This window comes from Brevundimonas sp. UBA2503 (assembly GCF_002341485.1).
GTDB lineage: Bacteria > Pseudomonadota > Alphaproteobacteria > Caulobacterales > Caulobacteraceae > Brevundimonas > Brevundimonas halotolerans.
Genome location: NZ_DDOD01000007.1, coordinates 44,841 through 65,060, shown reverse-complemented (window position 1 = coordinate 65,060; position 20,220 = coordinate 44,841). Strand labels below are relative to the sequence as shown.

18 protein-coding genes are annotated in these 20,220 nt (G+C 64.4%); 17 read left to right on the top strand and 1 reads right to left on the bottom strand.

All coding sequences use genetic code 11. The features are described 5' to 3' along the window. From B4K74_RS02045 to B4K74_RS01980, 14 genes are all read left to right on the top strand, one after another. Window positions 1–909: hypothetical protein (locus B4K74_RS02045; RefSeq protein WP_286691547.1), on the top strand; the 909-nt coding region annotated here is incomplete at its 5' end. Next, on the top strand, window positions 902–2,095 hold the full coding sequence (locus B4K74_RS02040) for a glycosyltransferase (protein ID WP_286691546.1): 1,194 nt from the start codon (window positions 902–904) through the stop codon (window positions 2,093–2,095). The genes B4K74_RS02045 and B4K74_RS02040, both read left to right, overlap by 8 nt. Next, complete coding sequence (locus B4K74_RS02035; RefSeq protein ID WP_286691545.1) at window positions 2,092–3,369, top strand: glycosyltransferase family 4 protein; 1,278 nt, start codon at window positions 2,092–2,094, stop codon at window positions 3,367–3,369. Before B4K74_RS02040 ends, B4K74_RS02035 begins: the two co-directional genes overlap by 4 nt. Next, window positions 3,366–4,268, top strand: coding sequence for a glycosyltransferase family 2 protein (locus tag B4K74_RS02030; protein ID WP_286691544.1), 903 nt, complete (start codon window positions 3,366–3,368; stop codon window positions 4,266–4,268). The genes B4K74_RS02035 and B4K74_RS02030 overlap by 4 nt, the downstream gene beginning before the upstream one ends. 4 nt (window positions 4,269–4,272) lie before the next feature. Further along, a complete protein-coding gene (locus B4K74_RS02025; RefSeq protein WP_286691543.1) occupies window positions 4,273–5,454 on the top strand; it encodes a glycosyltransferase in 1,182 nt (393 codons plus the stop codon). Continuing rightward, entirely contained in the window at window positions 5,455–7,227 is a 1,773-nt protein-coding gene (gene asnB, locus B4K74_RS02020) for an asparagine synthase (glutamine-hydrolyzing) (RefSeq protein WP_286691542.1), read from the top strand. Then, window positions 7,224–8,741: an oligosaccharide flippase family protein gene (locus tag B4K74_RS02015; protein ID WP_286691541.1), complete on the top strand. Its 1,518-nt coding sequence runs from the start codon at window positions 7,224–7,226 to the stop codon at window positions 8,739–8,741. Before asnB ends, B4K74_RS02015 begins: the two co-directional genes overlap by 4 nt. Then, window positions 8,738–9,955, top strand: coding sequence for a glycosyltransferase (locus tag B4K74_RS02010; protein WP_286691540.1), 1,218 nt, complete (start codon window positions 8,738–8,740; stop codon window positions 9,953–9,955). Before B4K74_RS02015 ends, B4K74_RS02010 begins: the two co-directional genes overlap by 4 nt. Beyond that, a complete protein-coding gene (locus B4K74_RS02005; protein WP_286691539.1) occupies window positions 9,952–10,896 on the top strand; it encodes an NAD-dependent epimerase/dehydratase family protein in 945 nt (314 codons plus the stop codon). Before B4K74_RS02010 ends, B4K74_RS02005 begins: the two co-directional genes overlap by 4 nt. 14 nt (window positions 10,897–10,910) lie before the next feature. Next, window positions 10,911–11,945 (top strand): polysaccharide biosynthesis protein, encoded by a 1,035-nt coding sequence (locus B4K74_RS02000; RefSeq protein ID WP_286691538.1) that lies wholly within the window; start codon window positions 10,911–10,913, stop codon window positions 11,943–11,945. A 1-nt stretch (window position 11,946) separates the two neighbouring features. Next, the gene (wbjC, locus tag B4K74_RS01995) at window positions 11,947–13,053 is read left to right on the top strand and encodes a UDP-2-acetamido-2,6-beta-L-arabino-hexul-4-ose reductase (RefSeq protein WP_286691638.1); all 1,107 of its coding nucleotides are present in this window, start codon (window positions 11,947–11,949) and stop codon (window positions 13,051–13,053) included. Further along, window positions 13,050–14,177: a non-hydrolyzing UDP-N-acetylglucosamine 2-epimerase gene (gene wecB, locus B4K74_RS01990; protein WP_286691537.1), complete on the top strand. Its 1,128-nt coding sequence runs from the start codon at window positions 13,050–13,052 to the stop codon at window positions 14,175–14,177. Before wbjC ends, wecB begins: the two co-directional genes overlap by 4 nt. A gap of 24 nt (window positions 14,178–14,201) precedes the next feature. Then, window positions 14,202–15,479, top strand: a complete 1,278-nt coding sequence (gene tviB, locus B4K74_RS01985; protein WP_286691536.1) for a Vi polysaccharide biosynthesis UDP-N-acetylglucosamine C-6 dehydrogenase TviB — start codon at window positions 14,202–14,204, stop codon at window positions 15,477–15,479. A 326-nt stretch (window positions 15,480–15,805) separates the two neighbouring features. Then, window positions 15,806–16,123, top strand: a complete 318-nt coding sequence (locus B4K74_RS01980; protein WP_286691535.1) for an SGNH hydrolase domain-containing protein — start codon at window positions 15,806–15,808, stop codon at window positions 16,121–16,123. Here B4K74_RS01980 and B4K74_RS01975 read toward each other — a convergent pair. Then, window positions 16,116–16,937 (bottom strand): 2OG-Fe(II) oxygenase, encoded by an 822-nt coding sequence (locus tag B4K74_RS01975; RefSeq protein ID WP_286691534.1) that lies wholly within the window; start codon window positions 16,935–16,937, stop codon window positions 16,116–16,118. The two genes, B4K74_RS01980 and B4K74_RS01975, sit on opposite strands and share 8 nt — an antisense overlap. Before the next feature lie 231 nt (window positions 16,938–17,168). On the opposite strand from B4K74_RS01975, the gene B4K74_RS01970 reads away from it, so the two are divergent. The 3 genes from B4K74_RS01970 to B4K74_RS01960 all read left to right on the top strand — a co-directional run bounded on the left by B4K74_RS01970 (window position 17,169) and on the right by B4K74_RS01960 (window position 20,144). Further along, on the top strand, window positions 17,169–17,972 hold the full coding sequence (locus B4K74_RS01970; protein ID WP_286691533.1) for a TylF/MycF/NovP-related O-methyltransferase: 804 nt from the start codon (window positions 17,169–17,171) through the stop codon (window positions 17,970–17,972). A gap of 374 nt (window positions 17,973–18,346) precedes the next feature. After that, window positions 18,347–19,012 carry a class I SAM-dependent methyltransferase gene (locus B4K74_RS01965; protein WP_286691532.1) on the top strand — a complete coding sequence of 222 codons (666 nt, stop codon included), beginning with the start codon at window positions 18,347–18,349 and terminating at the stop codon, window positions 19,010–19,012. A gap of 13 nt (window positions 19,013–19,025) precedes the next feature. Beyond that, window positions 19,026–20,144: a glycosyltransferase family 4 protein gene (locus B4K74_RS01960; RefSeq protein WP_286691531.1), complete on the top strand. Its 1,119-nt coding sequence runs from the start codon at window positions 19,026–19,028 to the stop codon at window positions 20,142–20,144. Window positions 20,145–20,220: the final 76 nt, after the last annotated feature.

The window sequence follows — 20,220 nt, the reverse complement described above, 5'->3', positions numbered from 1 at the left end:
GATCTGGCCCGTGAACTGACGTCTGACGGGGTCGGCGGCTATTCCCTGATCTACAGCATCGTCGTGTTGCTGCCTATCCTGATGGTGATGCTGCTCAACATCCGGCGGTTTGTGCCGCTGGACGAGCCCCGCTTTTTGCGACCGCTCAGCCGCATACCCTTCCTGGTCTACATCCTGGTCCTGGCCAATCTGGTGCTGGGATTTGCCGTCGTGGTGCGCGCCGGTTTCTCGATCGCCATCGTGCTGGCGGTCTTTTCCATATCGCTGTCGCTGCTCTTCAAACGCCGCAGTCCGCTGATGCTGATGATGACGCCGCTGATGCTGATGTTCGCCTGGCTGATGTACCAGATGGCGTTGATCCCGCTTCTGGAAGCGCTCAGGCCGCTGACCGAAGGCACGTCCTATCATCGCAAACTGCTGGACGTGATCGAGAGTCTGCGCAGCGAGCAGGGCCAGGGCACTCTTGACGACCGGCTAAGCCGCTACGGTCGCAGTATTGATTTGTTCATCCGCAACCCGATTTTCGGAGTTATCAGCGACCGGGATGTCGGCAAACACTCAGCCTATCTGGACGCCTTTGCCCGCTACGGCGTGCTGATCGGTTCGGTCTTCGTCTATCTTCTGACCTATCTGCCGGTGAGGATGATGCGGGGCATGCGGGACAATTTCGGCCTGGCCTTTTCCGTGTTCGGCATCATGGTCGCGCTGCCCCTGCTCAATGATGTCTTCGCCAGCCTGGGCGTGATGCTGTTCATCCTGGTGCCGGTGGCTTGCGACCTTGTGGAGCGCGCCCGAACCAAGGCCCCGAAGCCGCGGCGCAGGCGGCTGACTTTGCGTTGGGGGCCCCGTCCGGATCAGATCGGCGCCCAGCCCGCCCGCATGTCGGGCCGGGAGAACGGGCGTGCCTGACACCCTGATCCTTGTCGGCGGATACGGCCTGCCGGACCGGACCGCTTCGGCCACGCGCGCCATTGGTCTGGCCAGGCTGTTCCGGTCTATCGGCATGAATGTGATCATCATGGGCAAGATCACGCCCGAGGTGCCGCCGATCAACGGCCCGACCGAGATCGAGGTTGAGGGCATTCGCTGCGTGGACGTGCGCCGACCGTTCCCGGGCCGCGACTATGCCCGCTACGATCTCTCGGGCGAGACCGTTATGGCGCTGGTCGACAGTCTGCCCGAAGGCTCCGTGCGGGCGGTCAGCGCGTATAATCATGCCGGACAGGCGACCTGGTCGCTCCTCCGGGGCTGCAAGGCGCGCGGTATTCCCGCCATTCTCGACTGCACCGAGTGGTACGGCTGGGAAGGCAAGAAGGTCCTGCGCAATATCCAGCGCATCGCCTGGACCGAGTTTCGCCTGCGGGTGCTGACGCGCAAGGCCGGCAATGTGATCGCGGCGTCCCGGTGGTTTTCCGACACCTTGCCGGGCCTGAACCGGGTGCTGCTGCCCTTTGTCATCGACGGCTCGGATCCGAAGTGGAGACCCGAGCCCCCCCGTGTCGCCCTCCCCGATGGTCGCCGTCGCTTCCTCTATTCCGGCAGTCCCGGGCTCGGCATGGTCAAGGACCGGTTGCCGGTCGCCATCGCGGGCTTCGGCAGCCTCGAGGCTGATGGCATTCCCTTCGAATTCCGTATTGCCGGCATGACCCGCGACCAGTATCTGGCCGAGCGTCCCGACGACACAGCCCTGGTGACCCGGCTGGGGGACAGTCTGAGATTCTTGGGGCGTATTCCGCATGCCGATGCGCTCCGTGAGCTGAGAGCCACCGATTACGCCCTGTTCTTCCGTCGGGACGACCGCGTCGCCAATACGGGCTTTGCCACCAAATATGTCGAGGCGGCCAGCCTGGGCATTCCGGTCGTCACCAATCCGACCAGCGACATCGACCGGTACCTGACCGATGGGCGGAACGGTTTTCTGGCCCCGGACCTTTCGACGTCGTCCATAGCCGAGGTTCTGCGGCGCGCGGCCAGCCTCGGCGACGCCGACCTGCTGGCCATGAAATCCGTATGCGCGGCCTCCAACCCGTTCGACATTCCCCACTGGCAGGCTCCGGCCCGAGCCTTCCTTGATGCGCTGAGGCCGGTCCGATGAGCGCTCCGACCCGGGTCCTGTGGATCGTCAATATCGTCCTGCCTGCCGTGGCCGAGGACCTGGGGCTGAACAAAACGCCCTTCGGCGGCTGGCTGACGTTGATGACCGACCGGCTGGCGCTGCGCGACGATTTCCGCATCGGCGTGGCCATGCGCGCGCCGGTCAAGACCCTGACCCGGATCGAGAAGAACGGCATCGTCTATTACGCCATGCCGCAGTCGGCCTCGGACGCCTTTGACGTCGACGATGGCACGGTGGCCGAGGTTCTGGCTGATTTTGTGCCGGATGTGTTGCACGCTGAGGGCTCGGAGATGGCCTATACGCGGCGCTTTCTGAAGGCCTGGGCCGGGCCGAAACTGCTGTCGCTGCAGGGCGTGATCAACGGCAATCGCAACTACGACCTGGGTCGGCTGCCCCTGTTGTCGATGCTCAACCCGCTTCGGCCGAAGACGGCCCTGACGGCCGCGGCGCTGATGGCCAATTTCGCCTTGCGGTTCCTGCCGCGCTTGAAGGCTGAACGGGAGACGATCCAACTGGCTGGCCACATCATGGGCCGCACCACCTGGGACCGCGCCCAGGCCTGGGCGATCAATCCCCACGCCACCTATCACCACTGCAGCCGGATCCTCCGCGATGCCTTCTATGGTGCCGCCTGGGACAGTTCGGGGTATGAGTCCCACAGCATTTTCGTCGGAAATGCCGCCTCGCCGCGCAAGGGCACCCACGTCGTGATCGAGGCTGTACGACTGTTGCGCCGCGCCTACCCGGACGTCAGGCTTTATATCGCCGGCGAGAGCCCGATGGGGGCCGGCTCATCGTTCAAGCGGCATGTCGGCTATCCCGCCTATGTCTGCGACATCATCGACCGATATGGTCTCAAGGATCGGGTGACCTTCACCGGATTGCTGGACGAGCAGGGTATGGTGCGCCGCATGGAGCAGTCCCACGTGTTTGTCATGTCCTCGATCATCGAAAACAGTCCGAATACCCTGGGCGAGGCGATGATGGTGGGCACGCCGTCGGTCAGTTCCTTTACCGGCGGAGTGCCGTCGATGGCCTCCGACGAGGTCGATGTTCTGATGTACCGGGCCGACGATCCGGCCATGCTGGCCGTGCAGATCAAGCGCCTTTTCGACGACCCGGCGCTGGCCGGTCGTCTGTCCGCCTCCGCCCGCACGCGAGCCCGCAGGACCCATGACCCCGACGCCAATGTGCAGGCCCTCGTCACGGCGTATGATCGCATCTCGGCTTCTGCACAGGAGGCTAGATCATGAGCCGTTTACTCGCACCGGTCGTGGTGTTCGCCTACAACCGCCCGGAGCACCTGCGCCAGACCCTGACCGCCCTAGCGGAAGCTGATCTGGCCAAGGACAGCCGGGTGCGGGTGTATGCCGACGGCGCGCGCAACGAGGCTGCCCGCGAGGGCGTGGCGGCGGTCCGCATCGTGCTGGACGATCCGGTCTGGCGGGAGCGGTTTGGCGCCTTCGAGGTCGTGGCCTCCGACGAGAACAAGGGACTGGCCAAAGCCATCATCGGCGGTGTCACCGAGGTCGTCGAACAGGCGGGCCGGGTGATCGTGCTGGAGGACGACCTGATCGTCTCGCGCGACTTCCTGCGCTTCATGAACGACGCGCTCGACTTTTATCAGGCGGACCAGACGGTCGGCTCGATCTCGGGCTTTTGTCCTCTGCAATCGCCACCGGACGGATACATCCCCGACGTCATGCGGGTCCCCCGCAACTGCAGCACGGGATGGGCCACCTGGGCCGACCGCTGGCGTGAGGTGGACTGGACGGCCGCCGACGCAGGGCGCCTCTATCGCGATCCCGCCTTCCGCAAGCGATTCAATGCCGCGGGCTCCGACCGTCTGGACCGGCTGCGCCGCCAGATAGCAGGAAAGGTCAGTTCATGGTCGATCCGGTTCGGTCTGTGGCAGGCCGCCTCGGGCCGCGACACCATTTTTTCCAGCGTGAACCGGCTGGTGAACAGCGGCTATGACGGCAGCGGCGTCAATACCAAGGCGGGTGAGGCCATCAATCCGGACTTCCGTGCGGAAGGCAGTGCATATGTGCTCGCGCCCGTTGAAACCTCGCCGGCTGTGCTCGCCGGTTTTCGTCGCGTTTATTCCGGTTCCCCGCAGGCGCGCCTGCGGCGGTTCCTGAGAAACCTTTAGGCCGATGCAAACCCTCCCCGGTCGCCGCGTCCTGTTTCACTACCCGATCCTGCACATGGGTGGGGCCGAGAAATCGACCCTGCGCCTCATGAAGGCGCTGGCGGACAGGGGGTGGCAGGTGACCCTGGTCCTGACGACGGGGGGGGGGCAGCTGGAAGCTGATGTCGATCCGCGTGTCGAGTTGGTCCGGCTGCGTCCCGGCTCTCACGGCACCCGTTTTCTGGCCGCCCGGGGGACAGGGGCGCGGCTGAGGGCCCTGCCGGACCTGTTGGCCTATGGAACGGGTCGCTTGATCGGCGCGATCCGGATGCTGCCCTTCCTGTGGCGGCGGTTCGATGCGGCCGCCGTCATGATTCACAGTCTGGACCCGTTCTTCGTGGCGCGGGTGGTGCACGCCGCCCGGAAGTTTGTCTGGATACGGAACGACCTGAAGGGCATCGATCCGGACGGCTGGATAGCGGCTCAGCTTGAGCGATATGCCGGACATATCGACCATTTTGTCAGCGTATCGGGCGTGTCGCTTCAGTCCTTGCTGGAGGCGGTGCCCGGTGCGCGTGGCAAGGCCAGGGTGATCTATAATGTGCTGGATGCCGGGGGGATGCGAGCCCTCGGTCAGGCCGGCGCCGACCCCTTTCCGCCGCGCTCCAGCCCGGAAGAAGTCCGCATCCTGACAGTCGGCCGCCTGTCTGACCGGGACAAGGCGATTTTCCGGCTGGTCGATGTGGCGCGGTTACTCAAGGGCCGGGGCCTGTCCTTTCGCTGGTATCTGATCGGGGACGGGCCGGACCGCCGGGCCCTGGAGCAGCGCATCGCCGCCGCCGATGTCGCCGATCAGGTCATCCTGATGGGGCAGGCGAGCAATCCCTTCCCGGCCTACAGGCACGCGGATCTGGTGGCCATGGTGTCGAACCATGAAGGGCTGTGCGGGGTCATCAATGAGGCCAAGGTCTCGGGTGCCGCCGTTCTGGCCGTCAAGGTCTCCGGGATCGACGAGCAGCTGCAGGACGGAGACAACGGCTGGGTCATCGACAATAGCGAGGCGGCGATCCTTGAGGCCCTGTCAGATCTGATCCGGTCACCGGAAAGGGTCGCGCGCGTTCGCAATTACCGCTATCCCGCCGCTATCCTCGATGACGGGCTCAAGCTGGATCAGATCGAGGCCCTCTTCATGGGACGCAGACCCTGAATGTGTGGATTCACCGTCGTCCTGAACCGGGCCGGAATCACGGCTCACGACGAACAGGCCCTGAATGCCTGCATCGCCGGCATGACCTATCGCGGGCCCGACGAGCATGGCATTTGGCGCGACGAGCACGTCGCCCTGGGGCACGTCCGGTTGTCGATCATCGGGGTGGCCAACGGCCTTCAGCCGATCTTCAGCCACGACGAGTCGCTGGTGCTGGTCTGCAACGGCGAGATCTACAACCACCGGGAGTTGAGGGCGCGCTTCGAGGCGGAGGGCGCCGTCTTCCGGACCGCCTCGGACAGCGAGGTGCTGATCCATGCCTACCGGGCCTACGGTGATGGTTTCCTGGCCCACGTCGACGGTATGTTCGCCTTCGTGCTCTACGACCGCGCGCGCGGCATGGTCATCTGCGCCCGGGATCATGCGGGTAAGAAGCCCCTATACTATGCCGAGATCGCGGACGGCATGGTGTTTTCGTCGGAGGTGAAAGCGGTCCGGCGCTTCCTCGACGACGGCGGTATCCTGAATGCCGAGGTGATCCGCCAGGTCCAGGCCCAGCGTTATTCGATCAGCGAGACGGACACATACGTCGCAGAAGTTCACAAGATCATGCCCGGGCACGTGGCCCGCGTCGGACGACACGAGGGGCTGACGCTGGAGCGCTGGTACCACTGCGTTCCCGCGCCCACGTTTGATGGCAGCTATGACCAGGCTGTCGAGCAGACCCGCCAGCTTCTGTTCCGGGCTGTGGAGCGGCGCCTGGAGTCAGAGGTACCGCTGGCCCTTTTGCTGAGTGCCGGGATAGATTCCTCGGCTATCGCTTGTATTGCCAGGGCGCTGGGGCATCCGCTCAAAGTTTTCTCAGCAGGGTTCTCGGACCGGTCGTCTCATGATGAGTCGCACGAAGCCGAGCAACTCGCGGGGCAGCTCGGCCTGGACTTCACTCGTGTCGAGATCGATCAGTCTGAATTCAGGAACGAGCTCCCCACCATACTGTCCTATCTGGATGAGCCGAACGGCGACCCGTCGCAGTTCGCCCAATGGTATTTATACAAGGCCGTCCGCAAGCACGCCTATACGGTTCTGTTGAGTGGGATCGGGGGTGACGAGATCTTCTACGGCTATCCTTGGGCCAACGAGACGCGACAGGTGGCGCACGCCGGGCGAGCAGGACGTTTGCGGCGCCTTGGGAGGGGGCTGTCCGGCAGCGATCTGAAGGGACAGGCCGAGCTACTCAACTATCTGCTCCGCAAGGTCCTGCACCAGCGCTCGTTCAAGACGGGTACTGTCCTGGCGGAGGTCGCGGAGCTTGCCGAGCATCAGGCGCGGCCCAAGGTCGCCTTTGCGGACATGGATGACCGCAGCCTGGAACTGCTGATCGACCAAAGCTACAGCCGCCTGCTGCGCGCCTATCTGCCGAACAACGGGTATTTCCTCGCCGACAAGCTGGGCATGGCCCACTCCCTTGAGGTGCGCTGTCCGTTTGCGGATCGAGATCTCAGGGCCTTCGTCGCCACGCTACCCTTGGCGTTTAAGTTCCCGCGTGAGGATGCCAAGGGTCTTCTCAAGGATGCGCTCCGGGGGATCGTTCCCGACGCGGTTCTGGATCGCCGCAAGACCGGCTTCACTCCGCCTTCCATCTATGTGCTCGAGGCCGTCAGGGCCTACCGGAACCGGCACTTTAGCTCCCGCCTGACGACGCTGGCCCAGGTTGCAACCGACTACTATTGCGCCGACCTGGTTGCCGCTGAAGCCCGGCAAGGCGCGCCATGAGCCGCCGCCTGAATGCGGCTATGCTGTCCTATACCCAAGTGGCGGTACGGATCGTCACGACGCTGGTGTTCACGCCCATTCTGGTTCGGGCGCTGGGCCAGGAAGGCTACGGACTGTTCAGCATCGTCGGCGCGCTGGCGGCCTATTTCTACATGATCGACTTCGGGATGAACGACGGCGTGATGCGCTTCTTCGTCCGGCACGAAACGGCCCCGGATGAACGCCGCCGGTTCCTGAAACAGATGCTGGGCTTCTATGCCGGGCTGGGCGTGCTGATCGTGGGGGCGACCTTTGCCATCCACGGCGTGGCGCCTGCCGTTTTCGGAGCCAGCCTGACCGGACCCCAGCTCGCCCTGCTGCGGGATATGATAATTGCGGTGGGTGCAGGCGCGGCGGTCATGGTCGCATTCAATCCGCTGGGGGCCCTGTTGTCCGCCATGGAGCGGTTCGTGTTCCTGCGCTTGCTGGAGATATTCACCGCCCTGTCATCGACCCTGTTGACTGTGATCCTGCTGTGGCAGGGCTACGGTGCCCTGATGGTGGTCATTGTGATGTCCGGCGCCCTCGTCTTCCAGGTCGTCGTGCGTCTGGTCTATGTCATTGTAGTCCTGAAGATTCCGGTCGGCTGGTCCTGGCCCGGCTGGTCGCGCCTTAAGCCCGTGGCCCTCTATGCGGCACCCATTTTCGTGTCGCTGGTGGTCGAACAGATTTACTGGAAGCTGGACAATCTGATCATCGGTGCGGTGCTGGGGGCGGCCCCCGTGGCCCTCTATGCGATCGGCACAACCTTCAACAAACATCTGATGGGCTTCGGTACCGCCATCTCGCGCATCATGGCGCCCGAGATCATTCGCCAGGCGGACTCTGATGCGGACGCCAAGGCGCTGAACGGCCTGTTGATCCGGATTTCGCGGCTGCAGGCCCTGTTCCTGCTGCTGGTGATTTCAGGCCTCGCCCTGTTCGGCGCGCGCTTTATCGAACTGTGGTTGGGCCCTGACTATGGCCTCGCCTACACCATACTGTTGATCGTGCTGATCCCCTATACGCTGGAGCTGATCGGCAATGCCCGCAACATCCTGTTGCAGGTCAGGAACCTGTACTGGCACCGCTCGCTGATGGTCCTGGCGATCGCCTGCCTCAACATCCCCCTGACCATTGTACTCCTCAATCTGTGGGGTGTGGTCGGGGCGGCGGTCAGCACCGGCATCGGCCTGTTGCTCGGCTATACCGCCGTGGCGGTTCTGCTGCAGCTCAAGCTGGGGCTCGACATGGGCTACTATTTCCGCGAGCTCGCCCGGGGGCTGGTTCTGGTGCTGGCGCTATGCGTGCCGGTGGGTGTCGCCCTGAACTTGTGGATGGTCGGCGGCTGGGTCGGTTTTGCCCTGTGCGTGGCGATCTATACGCCCCTCTATGTCGGCCTGATGCTGGCCGTCGGCATGAACCCCTATGAACGTGGTCTGGTGCGGCGTGTGCTGAGCAAGCTGGTGCCCGGTCTTGCGGCGAGGTGGACATGACCGCGGCAAGGCGCTTCGACCCCGCGCGGCCGTTCATCGTCTATGTCGGCCCGTTCGCCTTTCCGGAGGGCGGGGCTGCCGCGCGGCGTATTCTGGGCAATGCGCAGAGTCTGGTGGCCGCGGGCTATCAGGTGCTGGTCCTGTCGGGGCAGCAGGCCCCGGGCGATGCCGTGCATGCGCTGGGGGACGGCATCTTTCTCGCCTCGACGTCAGAGCGGGACGCTGAACACCTGCCCAACCTTCTGCGCCTGACCCGCTATGTGACGATGGGGGCGAAAAGCCGCGACTGGCTGGCGCGCCTGGAGGCAAGGCCGGCCGCCGTGATCCTGTACAGCGGCTACACCCCCTATATTCTGCAACTGCGTGGCTGGTGCCGCCGGGCGGGCGTGCCGCTGATCTTCGACGCGGTCGAATGGTATACGGCGGCGTCCCCACTGGGCTTCGCCACCTCGCCCTATCTCTGGCAGACCGAACTGGCCATGCGGGTCCTGATCCCCCGGCTGGACGGGTTGATCGCCATCAGCCGCTGGCTGGAGGACCACTACACCCGGGCAGGCCTGCCGGTCGTGCGCGTGCCGCCCACCCTTGCCGTCAAAGCGACGCCGGTGGGGCAGGGGGGCGACGGCGACCGGCTGAGCCTCGTCTATGCCGGGACGCCGGGCCGCAAGGACCTGCTGGATGTGCTGCTGCGGGCGGTCGCGACCGTCGATCCGAACGGAGAGCGCCTGCGCCTCGACATCTATGGTCCGTCGGCTGAGGATCTGAAGGCCTATGGCCTTGCGGTCGTCCCGCCCTCGGTCACGGCCCATGGCCCGGTGGCGCAGGCCACTGCCATGGCCGGTGTGGCCCGCGCCGATTTTTCCGTCCTGCTGCGCCGCCCGGACAAGGTCGCCACCGCTGGCTTTCCGACCAAGTTCGTCGAGAGTCTGGCGGTCGGCACGCCGGTCATCGCCACCCTGACCAGCGATCTGGCGGATCATCTGGTCGATGGCCAGAACGGTCTGGTGTGCGACGACGCCTCACCGGAAACCGTGGCCCGGGTGCTGGAACGCGCCCTGGCCATGACCACAAAGCAGAAATCGGCCCTGCGAAAGACCGCCCGTCACACGGCTGAGACGGGATTCGACTATCGGCGGCACACTGACGGGTTGCAGCGTCTGGTCGAGGCGGTGACCTGTGCTAAGGACGCCCCCACAAAGAGGACAGGGATATGAAGGCACTCGTTACCGGAGGCGCAGGCTTCATCGGTTCGAATATCTGCGCGGCCCTGTTGCGGGACGGCGACCAGGTGCGCGTGGTCGATGACCTCAGCTCGGGCTATCGCAGCAATCTGAAATCGCTGGACGGTGTCGAACTGATCGAGGGCGACGTCCGCGACGCCGATCTGATGATGCGCGCGGCTGAAGGCTGTGAGGTGGTTTTTCACCTGGCCGCCTCGGTCGGCAACAAGCGGTCGATCGACAATCCGGTCGAGGATGCCGAGATCAATGCACTCGGCACCGTGCGGGTGCTGGAAGCGGCGCGGGCGGCGGGCGTCCGCAAGGTCGTGGTGTCGTCCTCGGCCGGCATCTATGGCGAGCTCAAGACCCTGCCGATCGCCGAGGATCATCCGCTGGAGCCGCTGACACCTTACGGCGTGTCCAAGCTGTTCTCGGAGAAACAGGCGCTGGCCTATGCCCATGTCTATGGGATGGAGGCGATCTGCCTGCGCTATTTCAATGTCTATGGCCCGAACCAGCGGTTCGACGCCTATGGCAATGTCATTCCGATCTTTGCCTTCAACGCCCTGGGCGGCCGGCCCATCCAAATCTTTGGCGACGGCCACCAGACGCGCGACTTCGTCAATGTGGCCGATGTGGTCCAGGCCAATCTGGCGGCAGCGAGGAACGTCGGCACCTCGGGCGCCTACAACATCGCCAGCGGCACCCAGATCGAGATCGGCGATCTGGCCCGCCGCGTGGTCGCCTATGTGCCCGGTGACGTGGCCATCGAACACGTCGGCACCCGGGCGGGCGACGTGGCCCACAGTCTGGCCGACATCTCGGCGGCGAAGGCGGCCTTTGGCTATGCCCCGACCGTCGGCATTGAGGACGGGCTGGACACCTATATGGCCTGGGCCACCGGCGAAGCCGCCGCGCCCGCCACGCAGAACTGAGGAGAGCTGACCCCGTGCTTGATGACGTTTGCCTGATGATCACTGGCGGCACCGGCTCCTTCGGGAATGCCGTGCTGCGTCGCTTCCTCGAGACCAATGTGCGCGAGATCCGCATCTTCAGTCGCGACGAGAAGAAGCAGGACGACATGCGCAAGCTGTACGGCCAGGAGAAGCTGAAATTCTTCCTCGGAGATGTGCGCGACAAGGACAGTCTGCGCACCGCCATGGTCGGCGTAGACTATGTGTTCCACGCGGCCGCCCTGAAGCAGGTGCCGTCGTGTGAGTTCTTCCCGATGGAAGCGGTCAAGACCAATGTCATCGGCACGGCCAATGTGATCGACGCGGCGGCCGACGCCGGGGTGCGCCGCATGATCGGCCTGTCGACCGACAAGGCCTGTCACCCCGTCAATGCCATGGGCATCTCCAAGGCGATGATGGAAAAGGTGCTGGTCGCCCGTTCGCGCACGCTGGACCCCGACAGGATGACGCTGTGCGCCACCCGCTATGGCAATGTCATGGCCTCGCGCGGGTCGGTCATCCCACTGTTCGTGCGCCAGATCGCGGCGGGTCAGCCGATCACTGTCACCGATCCCGAGATGACCCGCTTCATGATGACGCTGGATCACGCGGTCGATCTGGTGCTGTTCGGCTATGAGAAGGGCCAGAACGGCGACATCCTGGTGCAGAAGGCCCCGGCGGCGACGCTGACGGTGCTGGCCCGTGCGCTGGTCGAACTGATGGGCAAGCCGGACCACCCGATCCATGTGATGGGAACGCGCCACGGCGAGAAGAAGCACGAGACCCTGCTGTCGCGCGAGGAAATGGTCCACGCCGAGGAGATCGGCGAGTACTACCGAGTCTCGGCCGACATGCGCGATCTCAACTACGGCGCCTATGTCGAGGAGGGCGAGGCCAGCCTGTCGAACGCCGAGGACTATACCTCCGAGAACACCACGCGACTGGACGTCGAGGGCATGAAGGCGCTGCTGCTGCAGCTGGACTTCATGCGCACCGTGCTGGATGGCGGGCCGATCGAGGCGGGTGTCTGAGATGAAGGTCGTGGTCACCGGCGCAAACGGCTTCATCGGACGCAATCTGCGCCTGCGCCTGTCCGAGGTCGAGGGCATGGAGACGGTCGCCGTGACGCGCGAGACCACGCCGGATCAGCTGCGCGCCGATCTGGCCGGGGCCGATGCGGTGATCCATCTGGCGGGCGTCAACCGACCGCAGGATCCGGCCGAGTTCACGACCGGCAATGCCGATCAGACGGCGGCGCTGGTCGAGGCCTTGGGCAACCGGGCCCTGCCGGTCATCTATTCCTCCTCGACCCAGGCCGAAGCCGACAATCCCTATGGCGCGTCCAAGCGGGCGGCCGAGGATCATCTGCGGGCGTATGGTCAGGCCACCGGCGCACCGGTGGCGATCTATCGCCTGCCGAACGTCTTCGGGAAATGGGCGCGGCCCAACTACAACTCGGCTATTGCCACCTTCTGCCACAACATCGCCCGCGATCTTCCGATCACGGTCAATGATCCGTCGGCGCCCCTGACGCTGGTCTATGTCGACGATGTGATCGAGGCCTTCCTCGGCTGGTTGAAGGCGCCCGAGGCCGTTGACGGTTTTGCTGAGGTGCCGGTGGTCTATCGCACCACGGTGGGCGAGGTCGCCGACCAGATCCACGCCTTCCGATCGATCCGGGAAACCCACACGGCGGGGGCGGTCGGTGTCGGCCTGACCCGCGCGCTTTATGCCACCTATGTCAGCGCCCTGCCGGTCGAGGATTTCGCCTATCCGCTGGTCCAGCACGGCGACCCGCGCGGCGTATTCGTCGAAATGCTCAAGACCGAACAGTCGGGCCAGTTCTCCTACTTCACCGCCCACCCCGGCATCACGCGCGGCGGCCACTATCACCACACCAAGACCGAGAAATTCCTGGTGCTGAAGGGCCATGCGCGCTTCCGCTTCCGCCACATGGAAACCGGCGAGACCTATGCCGTCGAGACCGAGGGAGGCCAGCCCATGGTCGTCGAGACCATACCCGGCTGGGCCCATGACATCACCAATGTCGGGGACGAGGAAATGATCGTCATGCTGTGGGCCAATGAGATCTTCGACCGCGCCCGCCCCGACACCATCGCCAACGGACTGACCGGATGAAAAAGCTAAAAGTCGTCACCATCGTCGGGACCCGGCCCGAACTGATCCGGCTGTCGCGAGTCATGGCGGCGCTGGACCGTCACTGCGACCATGTGATCGTGCACACGGGCCAGAACTATGATTACGAGCTGAACGGGATCTTCCTGGAGCAGCTGGGCATCCGCAAACCCGACCACTTCCTCGAAGCGGCGGGCGCCACGGCGGCCGAGACCATCGGCAATGTCATCGCCGCCTCCAGCCGTATCCTGGCCGAGACCGCCCCCGACGCCATGCTGGTGCTGGGCGACACCAACAGCTGTCTGGCCGTGATCGCGGCCAAGCGGCTCAAGGTCCCGACCTTCCACATGGAGGCCGGCAACCGCTGTTTCGACATGCGCGTGCCCGAGGAAATCAACCGCCGCATCGTCGACCATGTGTCGGACATCAACCTGACCTACAGCGAGATCGCCCGCGAATATCTGCTGGCCGAGGGGCTGGATCCGCAGCGCGTGATCCGCACCGGCAGCCCGATGCATGAGGTGCTCAGCCACTATCGCCCCGGCATCGACGCCGCCGACCCGCTGCCGACGCTCGGCCTGACGGCACACGACTATTTCCTGGTCAGCGCCCACCGCGAGGAGAACATCGAGTCTGATGTGCAATTCAACGGCCTGATCGAGATCCTGAACGGCCTGGCCGAGCGGTTCGACAAGCCGGTGGTGCTGTCCACCCACCCGCGCACCCGCAACAAGATCGCGGCCTCGGGTGCCAAGCTGGACGACCGGGTCATGCAGATGAAGCCGTTCGGTTTCCTCGACTATGTGCATCTGCAGATGAAGGCCCGCGCGGTCCTGTCGGACAGCGGCACGATCACCGAGGAGTCCTCGATCCTCAACTTCCCCGCCCTCAACATCCGCGAGACGCACGAGCGTCCCGAGGGCATGGAGGAGGGGGCCGTGATGATGGTCGGCATGAACCCCGAGCGAGTCTTCCAGGGGCTGGCCATTCTGGAAAGCCAGCCGCGGGGCAACCAGCGCCTGCTGCATGTCGTGCGCGACTATGACGTCGACAATGTCTCGGAAAAGGTCGTCCGCATCATCGTCAGCTACACCGACTTCGTGAACCGCGTCGTCTGGCGCAAATAGTTTCCTCTCCGGCCCGGACCTCCCATGATCACGCTCGACACCACACGCATCGCCATCATCGGCCTGGGCTATGTCGGCCTGCCGCTGGCGGTGGAATTCGGCAAACGCTTTCCGGTCGTGGGCTTTGACATCAATGCCGCCCGCATCGACGAGCTGAAGTCCGGCCGCGACAGCACGCTGGAGGTCGAGCCCGACGAACTGGGCCAGGCCACCCATCTGACCTATGCGTCGGACGCCGCTGCCATGGCGGACTGCAACGTCTATATCGTCACGGTGCCGACCCCGATCACCGAGAGCAAACAGCCGGACATCACCCTGCTGAAAAAGGCGTCCGAGACCATCGGCCGGGTGCTGAAGCGCGGCGACATCGTCATCTATGAATCGACGGTCTATCCGGGGGCGACCGAGGAAGACTGTGTGCCGGTGCTCGAGGCTACCTCGGGCCTGACGTTCAACACCGACTTTTACGCCGGCTACAGCCCCGAACGGATCAATCCGGGCGACAAGCAGCACCGCCTGCCCGACATCATGAAGGTGACCTCCGGCTCGACGCCCGCGGTCGCCGACTATGTCGATGCCCTCTATTCGACCATCATCACCGCCGGCACGCACAAGGCCTCCAGCATCCGCGTGGCCGAGGCCGCCAAGGTGATCGAGAACACCCAGCGCGACCTGAACGTCGCCCTGATCAATGAGCTGGCCATCATCTTCAACCGCATGGGCATCGACACCGAGGCGGTGCTGAAGGCGGCGGGCACCAAGTGGAATTTCCTGAACTTCCGGCCCGGTCTGGTCGGCGGCCACTGCATCGGCGTCGACCCCTATTATCTGACGCACAAGGCCGAGGCGGTGGGTCACCACCCCCAGATCATCCTGTCAGGCCGCCGGGTCAATGACGGCATGGGCCAGTATGTGGCCGACCAGATGGTCAAGGCGCTGATCGACCGCCAGATCCACGCCAAGGGGGCGCGGGTGCTGATCCTGGGCCTGACGTTCAAGGAAAACTGCCCCGACATGCGCAACACCCGCGTCGTCGATGTGCGCCAGTCGCTGATCGACTGGGGGCTTGAGGTCGACGTCTTCGACCCCTGGGTCAGCCCGGACGAGGTCCGCCACGAATACGGTTTCGACGTCATCGGCGCGCCGCAACCCAGCACCTATGACGGCATCATCCTGGCCGTCGCCCATGAGGATTTCCGCAAACAGGGCGCCGCCGCCTTCCGCAAGCTCGGCAAGCCCGACCACGTCCTCTACGACCTGAAATACCTGTTCGCCGCCGAAGAGACCGACGCGCGACTGTAGGGGGATATCGCGATGGGGGGAGACAAGAGCCGTTTCGATATTCAGGTCATGCGCGGCGTGGCCGTGCTGGCGGTCGTGCTGTTCCACGCCTTTCCGGGCGCGTTCGGCTCGGGCTTCCTCGGCGTCGATGTGTTCTTTGTCGTGTCCGGCTTCCTGATCACCGGCATCATCCTTCGCGGACTTGAGGTTGTGGGGGGGGTAACGCAACCTTCAGCTTCAAGGCCTTCTACATTCGCCGGGCCAAGCGGCTGCTGCCTGCCTGACCACACTGGCCGTCACCACGGCGCTGGCCTTCGTCTTCCTCACCCGGTCCCAGATCGCCGACTATGCCGCGCTCCCCGTTTGACGCAGGCCGGTGCAATGAGCGAGCCCTTGAGGGCAAGCTGATCATGGGCCGCTCGGGATGCGACATCCCCCTATCCGTGGCCGTGTTTGAGGGGCAAGGCATCCCTGACCTGCTTGTGGCCATCGGTGAGCAGGCCGAGGTTGACGTGCTTGTTCCGGCCTCTGTCCTGTGCGGAGCCGCAGTGTGCCGCACCCGTCAAGGCGACGCCATCCTTTATGTGGATCAGGGCCACCTGACCCACGAGGGCGCGCGCCATGTGGTTGAGGGGCTGGGGTTGCGAGAAGCCCTGATCAGGTGATGGTTTTCTTCAAGGCCTGAAGCCTGCGCCAGTTCTTGATGCGGTGTTTGAAGCCTTCACCGCTTTCTATGACCAGTGGCTCGCCCTCTTTGAACTCGCCCGATTTCGGAACCAGATATTTGGTCGACAGGTTGCGGCCCTTGACCGAGCCGTCCTTCGGTCGACCTGCCGTATAGTAATACATGGCCAGCGAGTTGCGGGTCACACCGTCTGGGGCTGCTAGTGGCTCGGGGTGGCCGTGCAGGCTGTTGTCGTCGGTGTTGAATATGCAGAGCCGGTTGGCGATCGGCGCGATCTTGCGTTCCAGTTTGGAACCATCGGGGTTCCAAAGGCCCAGATGGCCGCCCCATTCGTCCTTCCAGCCGGGATTCAGATACAGCAGGACGTTCAGCCGTCGGTCGAGGCGGATGTCCGGCAGGAAGGTGTAGTCGGCGTGAACATGCAGAAAGCCTGACTTGCGGGTCTGGTGAATGCCGCCGCAGTGCATGTAGGGATCGCCCAGCAGGGCATTGATCCCGGTCAGGCGGGTCAGCCAGTCGAGGACGACTCGCCCGTTCATCTCCTGCACCAGATTGTGCAGAACGTCGGGATAGTTTTCGGCGTCCATCTTGTGCGCTGCCGACTTGCCGAAATTTCCGGTCTTGTCCTGAGGGGCATGGACTTCAGGATCGGGCAGGGCGGCCAGCACCTGGGCCAGCACCTCGGGCGGCAGGAAGTCGTCAATGCAGGCGTTCGGGAACGGGGCATTGGTCCGATAGGTCAGGGCCTCGCCCGTCAGCTTCGAATCCAGATAGTCGCGTGTGAGCCGAAACATGGCATCTCCCTCCCCCAACGGGCGTGTAGCTATAAATGACAAGGCTACGGCGGGGAAGCCGACAATTCTCTTTCAGCTCAACAGCGCTGGCCCATCGGCGCCCACTGCTCCGTCCTCGGGACAACTAAGGCAGATGTACAAAAAGTATTTGTATCGGCGTTCTCAAACGGCACAGAAGTCGCTAATCAGTGCCCAGCCAGTCATGGCCGGTTACTGATCGCAAGGCCTCTCATGAATCTCTTCCAGCGTTCGTTTCACCTGTCGCAGTTCATATTCCCGAACGGTGGAGCTTGTTTGGAGTTCGGCGTGTTCCGCGGAGGCACCTACGCCTACCAGGCCGAACACATTATCCGCCGATACCCGAACAGTACGCTGATTGGCTTCGATTCCTGGGAGGGGCTTCCCCCGGAGACAGACGGTGTCTGGACGGCGGACCGGCACGCAGTCGGAAAATACGCAGCGCCAAAGGCCGAGGTAAAGTCCAAGCTTGATGCGTTGGGGATCAAGGAGGGTGATCCCCGTTTCCGGCTGGTGGATGGTTTTTATTCGGACAGTCTGACCCCGGAAGTGGCCGCCTCGTGCGGCCCGCTCGCATACGTCAACATCGACGTCGATATCCACAGCTCGACCGTGGAAGTTCTGGAGTTCATCGGTCCGATCCTGCGTCCGGGCGTCATCCTCTATTGGGACGACTGGAAGGATCCTCGCGACCAGGCGGACGGTGCCTGGGGCGAACACTATGCGTGGGAGCAGTGGTCGCCCAAACAGGCGGGTCTTGAGGTCGAGACGATCGAGGTCAATCCGCTCGAACAGCGATCCATGCTGGTGACGGCGGCACACGGCAAGACGCTGGAGAGCGAAAACCTGCCGACAGTCACCCAGATCCGTTATCAGGCACAGGCCATCGTCGAGGATCCGGTGAAAGCCCTGAAGCCCCGCAGCGACAACGAGGGCATGACGGCTCTCAAACGCCAGCTCCGGACCCTTCCCGTGGTTGGTACCGTGGTGAAAAGCCTCCGCGATCGCAAGGGCTGAGTCAGGGGTGCGCTGGTCAAGGTCGCTCGGGTGATGCCGACTTAGAGCAGGAAACTTCGCACAAGGTGACGTAAGAGCTGAGCGATGATCTCACCCATATCGGCACCCCCTCACCCTCCCGCTGGGCCGGGTGCCGATTCTGCCGGACCCGGGCGGGCGATGTGATCCTGTATCAGGACCGGGGCCACCTGACCCGCGACGGCGTGCGCTATGTGTTCGAGAGGCTGGGGTTGCGGTAGCGACTCGGGCCTTTGGGGTGACAGCGGTGCGATGGCGCGGGAACCCTCTGTGCTCACTGGAGTTGTGCCCACCAGATCTGCTGGCCTGTTCGCTCAGGATCGTCTAAGCGGCATCATCTGGGCTCAGGGGAAATCATGTCAAATTCTGAAATGGTCAGTGACCATTATGATGAGCGGTATTTCGCGCGACAGGTCGAGATCGGTACCTTCGGGGGGTGGGCCAACCGGACAAAGTTTCAGTCCGAGATCCGGCCGACCGACGATGTGCTCGACTTTGGCTGCGGCAGCGGATTTTTACTGAAGGGTCTGACCTGTGGCTCGCGGTCAGGGATCGAGATCAACCCGGCCGCCATACCGGTCGCCCGCAAGAATGGCGTGACCGTCTATACTTCGGTAGAAGACGCGTCCGACGGAGCGTTTGACGTGATTGTGTCGAACCATGCGCTGGAGCATACCCTGCGTCCGCTGGACAATCTCAAAACGTTACGCAGGAAGCTGAAGGTCGGCGGCAAGCTGGTTCTGGTCGTGCCGTGCGAGGGCCTGTCGAATGACTGGAAGCCCGGTGACGTCAACAACCACATCTATACCTGGAATCCGATGACGCTCGGCAATCTGGTGACCGAGGCGGGATTCGAGGTGCGCGAGTCGAGGGCGTTTGTGCACAAATGGCCGATGGGCTGGCGCAGGTTCCGGAGCCTCTATTTCCGCCATCGCTGGCTGTTCGATCTGCTGTCGCGTATCCGGGGCCAGATGCACCGTCACTATTCCCAGGTTCGGGTTGTCGCCGTCCGGGCGGATTGATCGCCGCTCGGTCATGACCCACATCCTGCTGCTCGCCTCGCACGCCCCGTCGCTGGTCAATTTCCGGGGGCCGCTGATTGCCGAGATGGTGCGGCGCGGCTGGCGGGTGACGACGGCGGCGCCGGACTTCGATGCCGCGACCCGTACGGGTGTCGCGGCCCTGGGGGCCCGGCCGGTCGATGTGCCGATGGCGCGCACGGGCATGAATCCGCTCGCCGACCTTGCCTATCGAAACAGCCTCATCGCCTTGTTCCGGCGTGAACAGCCGGATGTGCTGCTGGCCTATACCATCAAGCCGGTGATCTGGGGTCTGCTGGCCGCGCGGACGGCGGGGGTGGGGCGGTCGGTCGCCCTGATCACCGGCCTGGGTTATGCCTTCACCGACGGGACGGGCGGGGGGCCGAAGCGGATGCTCGCGGGCGTCATGGCCGCAAGCCTCTATCGGCTGGCGCTGGGCCGGGCCGACCGGGTGCTGTTCCAGAATCCCGATGACCGCGATCTGTTCCTGGGCCGGGGCCTGTTGCGGGATCGCGGCCACATCAGCGTGGTCGACGGCTCGGGCGTCGATCTGGACCACTACAGCCCGGCACCCCTGCCGGACGCGCCGGTATTTCTGATGATCGGGCGGCTTCTGGGGGCCAAGGGCGTGCGCGAATATGCGACGGCGGCCCTGGCGCTCAAGGCCCGCTACCCGCACGCCCGCTTCCAGCTGGTCGGCTGGCGCGACCCCGGCCCGGACACGGTCGACGAGGCTGAACTGCAGGCCTGGATCGCCGGGGGCATCGAGTTTCCGGGCCGGCTGGATGATGTGCGACCGGCGCTGGCGGCCGCGCGCATCTATGTGCTGCCGTCCTACCGCGAGGGCACGCCCCGCTCGGTGCTGGAGGCCATGGCCATGGGCCGCCCGGTCATCACCACCGACGCGCCCGGCTGTCGCGAGACGGTGGCCGAGGGGGTGAATGGCCTCAAGGTTCCGCCACAGGACGCCGCAGCGCTCGAGGCGGCCATGGAGCAGCTGATCCTGAATCCGGAACAGGCGGCGGCCATGGGTCAGGCGTCATTGGAGCGCGTGCGTGCCCGCTATGACGTGCATCGCGTCAACGCCCAGATTCTCTCGGCCGTGGCGGACTGACGACACCCCCGCTTTAGCTGCCTGCGGCACTGGCCCCGGGCGGGGGCCTTTGGTAAGCACGGGCCGACGTTCGCCC